This window comes from Kineothrix sp. IPX-CK, assembly GCF_039134705.1.
GTDB lineage: Bacteria > Bacillota > Clostridia > Lachnospirales > Lachnospiraceae > Kineothrix > Kineothrix sedimenti.
The window spans coordinates 2,859,439-2,872,764 of record NZ_CP146256.1 but is presented as its reverse complement, the minus strand read 5'-3'; the positions used below and the strand labels follow the sequence as shown (position 1 = coordinate 2,872,764).

Below are 13,326 nucleotides of genomic sequence, written 5' to 3'. Positions count from 1 at the left end.
ACGTGCAGAGACTTGCGAACAGACCGATTTCATGTTAAATTGTTAGTGAAGCAAATGACGGAAGATATCAATGATATAAAATCATGGAAAAGAAGTGAAGCGATGAGATTACCGGGAGAAAATGACGATATAGGGGCGAAGCTTTCTGCGAAATACGTGGTGATAGGCGTCAGCCTAAGTGCTCTATTGATTCTTGGAGTAGTGTTTTTTGCGAAGCAGGAGCAGGCATCTTCAGCGAAGCTTAGGGCAGAGAAAGCACAGAATACAACTGTTATGGCGGTGGAGCACGGGGATTCAAGTGTAACGGGAGACAGTGCGCCGGTCGCTTCCGAGGGGGAGCAGGACCTTGCGGTGAACGGCAGCGCCAGCAGGATGAGGAATATCGAGAGGCTGTATGAGGAGAATAAGCTCACGGCTTCGGACTTGGATTTTTGGGATATGTATCCGAACGATGAGCCGAAATCTGTAAGCGGATCGGAGGACGAGACGTCTGAATTGAAGGATTTAGGGGACGCGCAGACAGAAGGCGATAAGTATTCCCAATATGACAGGGAACAGCAGGAATTGCCTGAAAACGATGGAAAGCATACATTGATTACATATGCCAACGGTTCAGAGGAATGGGTGCTGATCAATCCATATCTGGAGAAGAATATTTATGATTTTACAAATCTTACAATGAAATCTGACAAGATGGCTTATTATCAGGAAGGAAAAAGCGTTTCCTATTTGGGAGCGGATGTGTCCAAATATAACGAGGAGATAGATTTCGCCAGCCTAAAGGGGGCAGGAATCGATTTTGTTATGATACGCCTGGGAGCCAGGGGATATGGTAGCGGCCAGATCGTATTGGATGAGAAGTTCGCGGATAATATTGTGAAGGCTTCGGAAGCAGGGCTGGACATTGGTATTTACTTTTTCTCGCAGGCTATTACGTCGGACGAGGCGATAGAAGAGGCTAATTTCGTCATTCAGAATTTGCAGAATCTAAGCAATTATAAGATAACCTACCCTATCGCCTTCGATATGGAATATGTGAAGAATGATACTGCGAGGATAGAAGCGTTGTCCAGAGACCAGAAGACTACTATAGCCAAGGCCTTTTTGGACACTATAAAAAATGCAGGATATAAACCGATGGTTTATGGAACTAAGGAATGGCTGATTAAACAGGTTGATTTGACAAAACTGACCGGCTATGATATCTGGCTGTCTCAGCAGGAGGACGTGCCGGATTATCCGTATCAGTTCCAGATGTGGCAGTATACTCTGGAGGGCAAGGTAAGCGGAATAACAGGTGATATTGATTTGAATATCAGTTTTATTGACTATTCTGAGAAATAAGGTTACTATAGGTTGAAGAAAGCGCAGTTAATTTTGGAGAAATTTTAAGTTTTGAATATATATCGGCATAGACAGCAGGAGAAAGCCCTTCGATGTAGTTAAGGGAATAATTGCGGTCTATGCCGTTTCTTTTTAATACATCCACTGCCTTATTATAGGCGATAGCGGCTTCCTCCTCCGTATGATAGACACCCACGACATAATTGCCCTTCACATGGATGCGCACTTTGTATCTCATGCCTTTTGCGGAGGGAATATGGCTGATTCCATGAAATCGATTGAGGATTTCAATATTTTCATAACGGAAATCGGTAGGATCCCCATTGATAAACCGGTAATCTTTATCGGCCACCGCGTAATTTTTTATACCGTATCGGTTGAGTATATTGACCTGCATCCCGTAGTCGGCAACGAAAAGATGGCTTCCTCTCCGCATAATTTTGCGGGAGGAATAGTAGAATAAATCGTCGATATCGAATTTTAGAATGTAGGTAAGAGAATAGTAGTATAAAAAATATTTCTTCCGCATGTAGATAGGTGTTGCAAAATAAAGTCCGTTATCCCGGAAATTCAGCAGGCTGACCCATTTCCCGAAGGCTAAAAGGGAATCCGGAGAGTAATCCTCTACGTTTATGGAGTCGGATTTGATGAGAAACTGAGCCTCCTTATAGGCGAGGTGGGCTGTTTCTTCGAGGTCATAGCTTCCAAGGCTTATATGCTTTTCTCTGAAAGTGATAGAAGCACGGTAATAAATGGAGTTATTTTTTTTCTTTGCAGCATATACGCCGGGAAGTTTTTTATCCATGGCACCCCTCGTTTTATAGAATAAAAAATAATATTTTCTCAAATTTTGTCATTATTTTATCCTAAGTATAACATTTTAGAAAAAAGAATACAAATTTAGAAATATTTTCAGCACTCTTTGTATAAAATATTAAAGAACTGTTACATTTGTATGACAAAAATAAAGGTCATGAATCTTGGCAACTGAAGATTCATGAAAATAAAAAGAGGACTTGAAAATATGAAGACGTACAAAAAGAATATGACCATATTGTTGTTGTGTAATGTGATCCTCGCCGTCACGTGGTTTAATGTGAAGGAACTGCAGATTAACAGAATTGCTGCTACCCCGGCGTTTCAAATCCGTTTTATGGAGGATCAGGCGCGTCTGGACGCGGCCACATTTATCCGGTTGGTAACGCGAGCGTCGTCAGGACAGAGGGTAGTAGACTACAATGTCATCGAGAAAAAAGCGAAATACACGCTGGCCAAGGAAGATTATGAGGTACTTTTAAGAATCGTGGAAGCGGAAGCGGGAGGAGAGGATATTACAGGCAAGATGCTGGTTGCCGGAGTGGTAATGAATCGGGTGGAAAGCAATAAATTCCCTGATACCGTAAAGGAGGTCGTATTCCAGAGAGAGAATGGGGTCGCCCAGTTCTCCCCTATTTCGGACGGAAGGTATGAGAAGGTGAGCGTCAGTGAGGAAACGAAGGAAGCGGTGGACAAGGTACTGTATGGAGAGGACATTACGAAGGGTGCTCTTTATTTTGCATCGCGAAAGTATGCGGACCCCGAGAAAATGAAATGGTTCGATAACAGCCTGACTTTGCTGTTTTCTTATGGCGGACATGAATTTTTCTCATGACATGGCGTTGCACGGATATAAAATATATGTTATACTTATTAACCGATAACAGCGTCTCACGCAAGGGACTCTAAGATAAAAAGAGCTGAGAGGTGGCACAATGGAAGTATTATATAACAGTACGAGAAATAACGGTATACGGGTAAGGGCATCGGAGGCCATTTTAAAAGGTATATCCGAGGATGGAGGATTATTCGTTCCCGACCACGTTCCGGCACTTGACAAGAGCCTGAAGGAACTGGCAGGCATGACCTATCAGGAAGTGGCCTATGAAGTCATGAAGCTGTACCTGACGGATTTTACGGAGGAAGAACTGAAAAACTGCATCGGACGTGCTTATGATTCGAAATTCGATACGGAATCTATTGCTCCTTTAGTAAGCGCGGACAAGGCTTATTACCTCGAACTGTTTCATGGAGCTACCATTGCTTTTAAGGATATGGCATTGTCCATCCTGCCTCATTTAATGACCACGGCAGCGAAAAAGAACAATGTAACGAATGAAATCGTCATTCTCACAGCGACCTCGGGCGATACGGGCAAGGCGGCACTTGCGGGCTTTGCAGGCGTAGAAGGTACGAGGATTATCGTATTTTACCCTAAAAACGGTGTAAGTCCAATTCAGGAGAAGCAAATGGTTACACAGAAGGGCGATAATACATATGTAGTTGGTATCCACGGGAACTTCGACGATGCTCAGACCGGAGTGAAGTGCATCTTCGCGGATAAGGAGCTTGCAAAGAGGATGGACGGGCAGGGCTACCAGTTTTCTTCTGCTAATTCCATCAATATCGGCCGTCTCGTTCCTCAGATCGTATATTACGTGTATGCTTACGCAACACTGCTTGCGGAAGAGAAAATAACAGAGGGGGAGAAGATCAACGTAGTGGTTCCTACGGGCAATTTCGGCAATATTCTGGCAGCGTTTTATGCGAAGAACATGGGACTTCCTATCGATAAACTGATTTGCGCTTCTAATGACAATAAGGTGCTTTATGATTTCTTTAGGACCGGTGTATATGATAGAAACAGAGAATTTGTTCTGACCAGCTCTCCTTCGATGGATATTCTTATTTCCAGCAATTTGGAGCGGTTAATATATAAAATAGCGGAAAGTGACGGAGATAAGACGGCACAGCTTATGAAGGCTTTGGGCGGAGACGGCAAATATGAGATTACGGAGCCAATGAGAGCACTTCTTGCAGATTTCTACGGAAATTACGCTTCCGAGCAGGAGACGGCGGCCACCATCAAGGCCTTGTATGAGGAGACTGGATATGTCATCGATACGCACACTGCGGTTGCGGCCTGCGTATACGGCAAGTATAAGGAGGAGACCAAGGACGAGACGCCTACGGTCATCGCTTCTACTGCAAGTCCCTTCAAGTTTACGAGAAGCGTGATGAATGCAATCGATGAGAAATACGATAGAATGTCGGATTTCGAACTGGTGGATGAGCTGTCTGCACTGGCTAACGTAGCCGTACCCGAAGCTATTGAGGAAATAAAATCAGCACCGGTAATTCACGACTATATCTGCGATAAAGAAGCGATGCAAAAAACAGTGGAAGAGTTCTTAAAGCTTAAGTAAGGAGCAGAATACTATGGATACATCAAATATGTTTGACCTATTAATTATTATCAGCGGGATATACCTGATTTATTCCGCTATTACTATGAGGACGACAGGAAATATATCGGGCGGAGCGCTGGTCAGCAAAGACGTGGATGTGAATAAGATCCGCGATAAGGAAGGTTTTATTACTTATATGTTCCCCAAAGCGCTGTTCATGGGAATTCTTACATGTGCAATCGGTCTGATGGGCATTATAACCACTGAGTACGGCGGTCCCGCCTATATATCGCTCATAGCCTTCGGCGGCTTCATTATCGTTTTAGTCTTATTCGCGGTAGCTTCCAATAGGGCGAAAAAGATGTTCATAGACGGAGTAGATACGAAAAAAAAATAATTGTTCAAAAAAACCAGCAGACCAGTAATCTGTTGGTTTTTATATTTGCAACTTCTAAGATGATCCCTTTCTATCCGAAACTTCCGTATAGCTGCGGTTTTCGCCGATGGGTTTGTAGGCGGGACGGATAATCTTCCCGTTGTTGGCAAGTTCCTCCATGCGGTGAGCGCACCAGCCTGAAATGCGTGCGATAGCGAAAATTGGCGTATACAATTCCATAGGAAGGCCGAGCATGTGATATACGAAGCCGGAATAGAAGTCCACATTGATGCTGACGCCTTTGTATATCTGTCTTTCCCTTGCGATGACCTCCGGTGCCAGTTTTTCTACGAGAGAATAGAGCGCGAATTCTTTCTGCAGCCCTTTTTCTTCGGAAAGTTTTTCTACGAAAGATTTAAAAATGACAGCGCGAGGATCTGATTTGGAATAAACGGCGTGGCCGACACCGTAGATCAAGCCGGCATGGTCGAATGTGTCCTTATGCAGCAATCTTGTAAGATAGGCAGACACCTGTTCCTCGTCCTCCCAGTCGGAGATTTCTTTTTTCATATCTTCAAACATCTGTACTACCTTTATATTGGCGCCGCCATGGCGGGGACCCTTTAAGGAGCCGATAGCTGCCGCGATAACGGAATAAGTATCTGTCAGTGAAGACGTGACGACATGTGTGGTAAAGGTGGAATTGTTTCCGCCGCCGTGTTCCATATGTAATACGAGAGCAATATCCAGTATCCGTGCCTCTAAAGGAGTGTAGGAGCTATCCGGTCTCAAAATATGCAATATATTTTCAGCGGTAGATAATTCCGGCTTAGATGAATGAATATACAGGCTCTTGCCGTCATGATAGTGACTGTATGCCTGATAGCCGTAAATGGTTAGCAGAGGAAACAGGCTGATGAGCTGCAGGCTCTGTCTGAGCACATTTGGAAGAGTAGTATCGTCAGCCCTGTCGTCATAGGAATATAGCGTCAGAACGCTTCTTGCCAAAGTATTCATCATATCCTTGCTGGGAGCCTTCATGATGATATCGCGGACGAAGCTTGTGGGCAAGCTTCTGTAATAGGCGAGCAGAGCTGTAAAATCTGCCAGTTCTTTTTCTGTAGGCAATTTATCGAACAATAAGAGATAAGTTGTCTCTTCGAAACCGAAGCGGTTGTCTTTTGTAAATCCGGCAACGAGGTCTTTTACATTGTAGCCGCGATAAAACAGATCTCCGTGAATCGGCACCTGAACGCCGTCCACCATTTTGCTGGCACGCACGTCGGAAATCCGCGTGAGTCCGGCAAGCACCCCTTTTCCATTTAAATCACGAAGTCCTCTCTTTACATCATATTTCGTAAAAAGCTCGGTCTCGATAATGTCGGCTTTTTCGCTTAGCTTCGCCAACTGTACGATTTCCGGTGTAACTTCGGAATAAACATTGTGATCCATAAGATAGTCCTCCTTTCGCTGATACTCAATACCCCCCGCAAATGAGAGGCTGGAATTATAAACTGTCAACAGGTCAATAATATCATAAAAATACTTATAAAAATAGATAAAATGAAATATTTAACTAAAAAGTTGAAAAAAATCTATCTATTAACAGTATATTAAAAAACTGAAAAACAGATGCATCTTTCTTTTTTTTTCATTTCATATTAGAATAAGATTTATAGAAGAAAATGGAGGAAAGTTTTATGACGAACGAAGAAATCCTGCGGCATATAGATCATACGCAGCTAAAGGCATTTGCAACATGGAAGGATATCGAGACTTTATGCGAGGAGGCGCTGGAATACAAGACCGCTTCTGTGTGTGTTCCTCCTGCTTACGTGAAACGCATTCACGACGCATATGGAGAAAAAATCAATATTTGCACGGTTATCGGATTTCCCTTGGGCTACAGCGTGACGGCGGCGAAAGTGACGGAGGCTGAGGAGGCCGTAAAGGACGGTGCTCGTGAAATCGATATGGTGGTAAATATCAGCGATGTGAAAAACGGTCTGTTCGATAAGGTGGAGGGTGAAATCCGCACGATAAAGAAGGCTTGCGGTGAGAATATTCTGAAAGTAATTATCGAAACATGCTATTTGACTGAAGAGGAGAAAATCGCACTATGCAAGGCGGTGACAGCAGCGGGCGCAGATTACATCAAGACCTCTACGGGCTTCGGAACGGGCGGTGCGACGCTTGAGGATGTAAGGTTGTTCAAGGATCATATCGGAGCAGAGGTAAAAATAAAGGCAGCGGGCGGGGTAAAGACGAGAGAAGATTTGGAAGCATTCCTAAATGAGGGGTGTGAGCGAATCGGAACTTCCTCCGCAGTAGGAATATTAAATGCCGGAAAGGCAGAGAGCTATTGATGGTTCAGGACAGACTTACAAAACTACGCTACTGTATGAAGGAGAAGGGAATTGATTTTTATATGATTCCGACCTCGGATTTTCACGGTTCCGAGTACGTGGATGATTATTTTAAGGTAAGGGAATACTTTTCCGGCTTTACAGGTTCTAACGGCACCCTTGTAGTAGGGCACGACATGGCGGGGCTGTGGACGGACGGAAGATATTTCATTCAGGCCGAAAACGAGCTTGCAGGAAGCGGAATCGAGCTTTTCCGGATGATGGAAGAAGGTGTGCCTGATATTCCCGATTTTCTTAAGGAAAATATAAAGAACGGACAGACCCTCGGCTTCGACGGGCGGACGGTGAGCTGCAAAGAAGGAAAAGAGCTGGAACGGAAGCTGAAAGGTATGAATATCCGTATTTCCTACGAGGAGGATGTTGCAGGAAACTTATGGCAGGAGAGACCCTTTCTGCCGGCACACGAGGTCATAGTCCTTCCGGAGGAAATAAGCGGACAGAGCATGGAGGAGAAGCTTCTTACGGTCAGGGAAAAGATGAAAACATCCGGAGCAGCATACCTCATGCTGAGTAAGCTCGACGATTTGATGTGGCTTATGAATATAAGGGGTAATGATGTTGCTTGCAATCCCGTGGCACTTTCCTACGGCTTTCTTACGCCGGAGGAGCTGTATCTTTTCATACAGCCCCAGGAGATTACAGCAAAGTTCACAGAATATGCATCGAAAAACCATATCGTAATCGAGGACTATGAAAATACTGAAAGATTCCTCGGCGGTTATGACTATGAAGGGAAAGTGCTTCTGGACGAAGGGAATATCAATTATACTTTATATAAGATTTTGTCGGACAAAGCGGAATGTGTTTTTGAAAGCAATCCTACGGAAGCCCTGAAGGCAGTAAAAAATAAGATCGAGCTTTCCCGAATGGAAGAGATATATCTTAAGGACAGTGCAGCTGTTATAAAATTTATCTGCTGGCTTAAGAAAAACGCGGGAAAAGAGAAAATTACGGAGCTTACTGCGGCGGAATATTTAGACGGTCTGCGAAGAGAAATCCCTGGATTTCTCGATCTGTCCTTTCCGACCATCAGTGCTTATAAGGAAAACGCCGCTATGATGCATTATGAGGCGTTGCCTGAGAGCGCGAAGGAAATAAAGGCGGAGGGAATGCTGCTGGTTGATTCCGGCGGACAGTATATGGGCGGAACTACCGACGTGACGAGAACTGTCGTCTTAGGGGAAATCAGCCCCGAAATAAAGAAGCACTTCACCAAGGTCACTATCGGCATGTTACAGCTTACGCAGGCTCGATTTCTCTATGGCTGTACAGGAAGAAATCTGGACATATTGGCGAGACAGCCGTTATGGGATATCGGAATCGATTATAAATGCGGAACCGGACATGGAATCGGCTATATACTCAATGTACATGAAGGCCCTCAGAGTATTCGCTGGCGTTTTGCAAAGGGAGCAGCGGAAGCGATCATTGAGGAGGGGATGGTCATTTCTAACGAACCGGGTGTCTATATCGAAGGCAGCCATGGGATACGTACGGAGAATGTCATTGTGGCTAAGAAAGGAGAAAAGAATGCGGACGGTCAGTTCATGTGTTTTGATACCCTTACTTTTGTGCCTATCGACAGAGACGCTATCGATACGGAGTTTATGCAGCCGATAGATGTGGAACGACTAAACAGTTACCATGCAGAAGTTTATAAAAGAATGAAAAAGTATCTGACGGAAGAGGAGGAGGCGTGGCTGAAAGAGGCTACAAGGCCTATGGAAATATAAATATTTAAGATTAATAGCTTAAGAGAAGTTTCTCAACAAAGAAAGAGGGGGGGATCCCAAGTCATGTAATGGCTTGGAATACCCTTTCTTTTTATGTATCTAGAAAATATAATTTTAAATGCCGGTTGACAATAAGCATCTGTTTATAGTAAGCTATAATGAGTTAGTCCGGACTAACTTTTGTTTCTTCAAACTAAAAGTTGGAACTCGCTAATCTTAATTACATAGTAATTTTATATTGTATTTTATCATAGCGAGGAAAGCGAGCATATATACAAGGAGATTATATATGAAAAAATTAAATTTACTTAAAATAACTGTATTTACAACAGCTTTTGCCATGATGCTCATGGGCTGTGCAAATTCAAGCAATGAAACCGCCGCTCCAGAAACCAGCCAGGAGGAAAGTGAAACCGCCGCTCCTGAGGCAAGTCAGGAGGAAAGTGAAACTACTGCTCCCGAAACCAGTCAGGAGGAAAGTGAGCCTGCCGAAGTCACGACAGTTGAAATCACAGATGTTCATGGAACGGTTACTGTTCCCATAAATCCCAAGAATGTAGTGGCTTTGGATAATAGAACCTTTGAAACTTTAGCAGATTGGGGAATTGAATTAGCGGCGGTTCCAAAGGGAGTAATGCCTGCGGATTCGTCATATGTAAGTGATGATTCTGTTCAGGATATTGGGAATCACAGCGAACCAAATCTTGAAATTATAGCGGCGGTAGACCCTGAACTTGTTATTGTAGGTCAAAGATTTGCCGGTTATTATGAAGACATAAAAGCGTTAGTGCCAAATGCTGCTGTTATTGACCTTAATTTTGATGTCTCCGAGGAAGCGGAGGCACCGGGAGATAACTTAATAAACGGACTTAAGGACTCTACCATTGCATTGGGAAAAATTTTTGATAAAAATGATGAAGCTGAACAATTGGTAGCCGATTTTGATAAAGCTATTGAAGATGCAAAGTCTGCGTATAATGGCACAGACACCGTTATCAGTGTTGTAGTTTCCGGCGGAGAGATTGGTTTTTCTGCTCCTCGTTCCGGACGTGTCTGGGGGCCGATGTATGAAGTTTTTGGATGGGTCTCAGCATTAGAGGTTGACGGCGCTACTTCAGATCATCAAGGTGATGATATTTCTGTTGAAGCTATCGCGCAAAGTAATCCGGACTGGATTTTCGTACTGGATCGTGACGCGGCAATATCTTCTGCAGAGGATGCAGTTCCTGCTCAGGATGTGATCGATAATTCTCCTGCCCTTCAAAACACAACTGCCGTTACGGAGGGACAGATAATATACGCACCGAACGATACCTATACAAATGAGTCAATACAAACTTATTTAGAGTTATTTGGAGATCTTGCAAGCGCTTTGGCAAAGTAGTATAAAGGAGTGTAACAAAGTGCCTAAAAACACAGTACATAAATTCACAGGGGCTGAGATTTCTCAGCCCCAGCATTATAATTACAATAAAATATGGACAAAGCCTTTTATACTAGCAGTTATTATTGTTTTTATTTTAGGTATTATATCATTGTTTACCGGAGTTTATGATATACAAGGACAAGAAGATGGGATGGATATGTTTTTCATAACCCGTGTTCCAAGAACAGCGTCATTAATGCTTACCGGCGCAGCAATGTCGATGTCAGGACTGGTAACGCAGCTTATCACCCAGAATCGCCTGGTGGAACCTACCACAACCGGAACAATTGAATGGGCAGGCCTGGGACTTGTTTTTGTTTATTTGGTATTTCCTGCGCCGACTTTGGTTTTAAGAATGACGGGGGCGATTGTTTTTTCTTTTATAGGGACTATGATCTTCTTTTTGTTTTTAAGAAGGGTTAAACTTCGTTCGTCTTTAATTGTCCCGATTATAGGAATGATGCTTGGAGCAGTCATTTCTGCAATTTCCACTTTTATCGGACTCGTTTTTCAAATGACGCAAAATATTGAAACCTGGTTTGTAGGTTCTTTTGCGCCGGTTCAAATCGGAAGATATGAATATCTATGGTTAATCGTGATAGTTACTTTTTTTATTTTTATTTATGCGGATAGATTGACTCTGGCCGGATTAGGGGAAGATGTTGCAACAAGCCTTGGGGTAAATTATAACAAGATTGTTATTTGGGGCACCGGTCTTATTTCCTTTGCAGTTGGGATTGTTGCGGCTGTTATCGGAAACTTGCCTTTTTTAGGACTAATTGTACCGAATATTATTTCAATGTACCGAGGCGATGATCTTAGGAGTAATCTGCCTTGGGTATGTGTATTGGGAATGGGGGCCATCACCCTTTGTGACATCATTTCCCGCACGATCATAATGCCCTTTGAAGTTCCTGTCTCTTTGATACTTGGAACTGTGGGAGCGGTTATATTTATTGTTATTTTGTTGAAACAAAGGAGGCTGAGATGAGCGGGTTTGTTTATAATAAAAATAGATCGGCCAGAGCTTTTCGTTCTAAGAAAGAGGAAAAACGTTATTGGATTTTGCTGATAACGTTGATTGCGTTAGGGGTACTTGCTTCCTACGGGCTTTTGGTTTATGGGAACCCTGTGCCGTTAGATTCCCCTTCTTTTATTCCGGTTGTGAAGAGAAGGATGGTAGCGATTACAGCAATGATTATTTCTGCAATTTGTCAAAGTTTAGCTACAGTTGCCTTCCAATCGAGTACGAATAACAGGATTATAACACCTTCACTTCTAGGGTTTGAAGCACTTTATGGGGCAATAAATACCAGTACAATGTTTTTCTTCGGTGCCAGTGTATTTGTGAATTTCAGCGGCATTGAATCATTTCTATTTAAAGTTGCCATTATGATTTTGATGTGCCTGATGCTTTATGGATGGCTGCTTTCCGGAAAGTATGGAAATTTACAGCTCATGCTTCTGGTCGGAGTTATTATTGGAACCGGTCTGAAGTCTGTGTCATCTTTTATGAGAAGACTTCTGGCGCCATCTGAATTTGATGTTTTACAGGCGAGATTGTTCGGCTCTGTCAATAATGCGGAGGCTGAGTACTTTCCCGTTGCAATTCCCATTGTAATAATCGCGGCATTACTTATCCTTGCCTATTCTAAAAAACTAAATGTATTGTCACTTGGAAAAAATGCCAGTACTTCTTTGGGGGTTAATCATCAATTTGGGGTAATATATACCCTTGTATTAGTTTCTGTTCTGATGTCAATTTCAACCTCTTTAGTCGGTCCGCTTACTTTTTATGGATTTTTAGTTGCGACTTTAACTTATCAGGCAGCGCCGACTTATGACCACAGATATATTTTCCCAATGGCGCTTGCGATAGGATTTTTGATAATAACAGGCTCATATTTTTTTATGTATCATATTTTCAGGGCGCAAGGTGTTGTTTCCGTCATTATTGAAATGTTTGGGGGAATTGTATTTCTGATTGTAATGTTAAGGAAGGGAACTTTATGATAAAGATTCTTAATGCGAGAAAGCAGTATACGGATGAGGTGGAAATTGGCCCTTTAAATATCCAAATACCGAAGGCTGGCCTTACTTCTTTGATCGGCCCCAATGGCGCAGGAAAATCTACGGCCCTTTTGATGATCGGAAGACTTCTGAATATGGACGAGGGGCAAATAGAGATAGCCAATATGGATGTTTCTAAATCGAAATCAGAAGATTTGGCAAAAGTTCTGACTATTTTACGGCAAGAAAATCATTTTGTAACAAGACTTACTGTCAGACAATTAGCTGGCTTTGGACGGTTTCCTTATTCAAAGGGCAGATTAACAAAAGAGGATGAGTCGATTATTTCTAAATATATTGATTTTTTGGATCTGACTGATTTAGAAAATAGGTATTTAGACGAGCTTTCCGGCGGTCAAAGGCAAAGAGCGTATGTGGCAATGGTTTTGTGTCAGGAGACGGAATATGTATTGTTGGATGAGCCTCTGAACAACCTTGATGTTGCCCGTTCCGTTCAAATGATGGAGCATTTGAGGCATGCTGCCAATGAATTTGGGCGGACCATTCTCACGGTAATGCATGATATAAATTTTGCAGCCAAATATTCTGACAGGATCTGTGCTATGAAAGCAGGACGGATTGCTGCTTTCGGAACGGTTGAAGATATTATGGATCCGGAACTTTTGACAAATATTTTTGAAACAAAAATAGAAATCATCGATGGTCCTTATGGACCAATAGCGATTTATTGACATTCTTATATTTTTTATAGAGCGGATTGCAGGTC

Annotated in this window: 12 protein-coding genes; 10 read left to right on the top strand and 2 right to left on the bottom strand. The window is 42.9% G+C overall.

The window, feature by feature from the left end:
* Positions 1-54 precede the first annotated feature (54 nt).
* On the top strand, positions 55-1,344 hold the full coding sequence (locus tag V6984_RS13795; RefSeq protein ID WP_342760009.1) for a glycoside hydrolase family 25 protein: 1,290 nt from the start codon (positions 55-57) through the stop codon (positions 1,342-1,344).
* Here the strand turns inward: V6984_RS13795 and V6984_RS13790 are convergent.
* Complete coding sequence (locus tag V6984_RS13790; protein WP_342756197.1) at positions 1,322-2,149, bottom strand: hypothetical protein; 828 nt, start codon at positions 2,147-2,149, stop codon at positions 1,322-1,324. The two genes, V6984_RS13795 and V6984_RS13790, sit on opposite strands and share 23 nt — an antisense overlap.
* Before the next feature lie 219 nt (positions 2,150-2,368).
* Between V6984_RS13790 and V6984_RS13785 the strand changes: the two genes are divergently transcribed.
* From V6984_RS13785 to V6984_RS13775, 3 genes are all read left to right on the top strand, one after another.
* Positions 2,369-2,995 (top strand): cell wall hydrolase, encoded by a 627-nt coding sequence (locus V6984_RS13785; RefSeq protein WP_342756196.1) that lies wholly within the window; start codon positions 2,369-2,371, stop codon positions 2,993-2,995.
* A gap of 100 nt (positions 2,996-3,095) precedes the next feature.
* A complete protein-coding gene (gene thrC, locus V6984_RS13780; protein WP_342756195.1) occupies positions 3,096-4,586 on the top strand; it encodes a threonine synthase in 1,491 nt (496 codons plus the stop codon).
* A 13-nt stretch (positions 4,587-4,599) separates the two neighbouring features.
* Positions 4,600-4,965, top strand: a complete 366-nt coding sequence (locus V6984_RS13775; RefSeq protein ID WP_342756194.1) for a hypothetical protein — start codon at positions 4,600-4,602, stop codon at positions 4,963-4,965.
* Positions 4,966-5,019: 54 nt separating this feature from the next.
* On the opposite strand, the gene V6984_RS13770 is transcribed toward V6984_RS13775, so the two are convergent.
* On the bottom strand, positions 5,020-6,396 hold the full coding sequence (locus tag V6984_RS13770; RefSeq protein WP_342756193.1) for a citrate/2-methylcitrate synthase: 1,377 nt from the start codon (positions 6,394-6,396) through the stop codon (positions 5,020-5,022).
* A gap of 248 nt (positions 6,397-6,644) precedes the next feature.
* Here V6984_RS13770 and deoC point away from each other — a divergent pair, with 248 nt between their 5' ends.
* The 6 genes from deoC (at position 6,645) to V6984_RS13740 (ending at position 13,291) form a co-directional block, all read left to right on the top strand.
* Positions 6,645-7,310 (top strand): deoxyribose-phosphate aldolase, encoded by a 666-nt coding sequence (gene deoC, locus V6984_RS13765; RefSeq protein WP_342756192.1) that lies wholly within the window; start codon positions 6,645-6,647, stop codon positions 7,308-7,310.
* Positions 7,310-9,103, top strand: a complete 1,794-nt coding sequence (locus V6984_RS13760; protein WP_342756191.1) for an aminopeptidase P family protein — start codon at positions 7,310-7,312, stop codon at positions 9,101-9,103. The genes deoC and V6984_RS13760 overlap by 1 nt, the downstream gene beginning before the upstream one ends.
* A gap of 289 nt (positions 9,104-9,392) precedes the next feature.
* The gene (locus V6984_RS13755) at positions 9,393-10,487 is read left to right on the top strand and encodes a siderophore ABC transporter substrate-binding protein (protein WP_342756190.1); all 1,095 of its coding nucleotides are present in this window, start codon (positions 9,393-9,395) and stop codon (positions 10,485-10,487) included.
* 19 nt (positions 10,488-10,506) lie between these two features.
* A complete protein-coding gene (locus V6984_RS13750; protein WP_342756189.1) occupies positions 10,507-11,520 on the top strand; it encodes an ABC transporter permease in 1,014 nt (337 codons plus the stop codon).
* Positions 11,517-12,542 carry an iron chelate uptake ABC transporter family permease subunit gene (locus V6984_RS13745; RefSeq protein WP_342756188.1) on the top strand — a complete coding sequence of 342 codons (1,026 nt, stop codon included), beginning with the start codon at positions 11,517-11,519 and terminating at the stop codon, positions 12,540-12,542. The genes V6984_RS13750 and V6984_RS13745 overlap by 4 nt, the downstream gene beginning before the upstream one ends.
* Complete coding sequence (locus V6984_RS13740; RefSeq protein ID WP_342756187.1) at positions 12,539-13,291, top strand: ABC transporter ATP-binding protein; 753 nt, start codon at positions 12,539-12,541, stop codon at positions 13,289-13,291. The genes V6984_RS13745 and V6984_RS13740 overlap by 4 nt, the downstream gene beginning before the upstream one ends.
* Positions 13,292-13,326 lie beyond the last annotated feature (35 nt).

Coding starts and splice junctions, on each gene's coding strand:
- V6984_RS13785 (WP_342756196.1), top strand. CDS start 2,369: ATGAAGACGTACAAAAAGAATATGACCATATTGTTGTTGTGTAATGTG.
- V6984_RS13795 (WP_342760009.1), top strand. CDS start 55: ATGACGGAAGATATCAATGATATAAAATCATGGAAAAGAAGTGAAGCG.
- V6984_RS13755 (WP_342756190.1), top strand. CDS start 9,393: ATGAAAAAATTAAATTTACTTAAAATAACTGTATTTACAACAGCTTTT.
- V6984_RS13740 (WP_342756187.1), top strand. CDS start 12,539: ATGATAAAGATTCTTAATGCGAGAAAGCAGTATACGGATGAGGTGGAA.
- V6984_RS13790 (WP_342756197.1), bottom strand. CDS start 2,149: ATGGATAAAAAACTTCCCGGCGTATATGCTGCAAAGAAAAAAAATAAC.
- V6984_RS13745 (WP_342756188.1), top strand. CDS start 11,517: ATGAGCGGGTTTGTTTATAATAAAAATAGATCGGCCAGAGCTTTTCGT.
- deoC (WP_342756192.1), top strand. CDS start 6,645: ATGACGAACGAAGAAATCCTGCGGCATATAGATCATACGCAGCTAAAG.
- V6984_RS13760 (WP_342756191.1), top strand. CDS start 7,310: ATGGTTCAGGACAGACTTACAAAACTACGCTACTGTATGAAGGAGAAG.
- V6984_RS13775 (WP_342756194.1), top strand. CDS start 4,600: ATGGATACATCAAATATGTTTGACCTATTAATTATTATCAGCGGGATA.
- thrC (WP_342756195.1), top strand. CDS start 3,096: ATGGAAGTATTATATAACAGTACGAGAAATAACGGTATACGGGTAAGG.
- V6984_RS13770 (WP_342756193.1), bottom strand. CDS start 6,396: ATGGATCACAATGTTTATTCCGAAGTTACACCGGAAATCGTACAGTTG.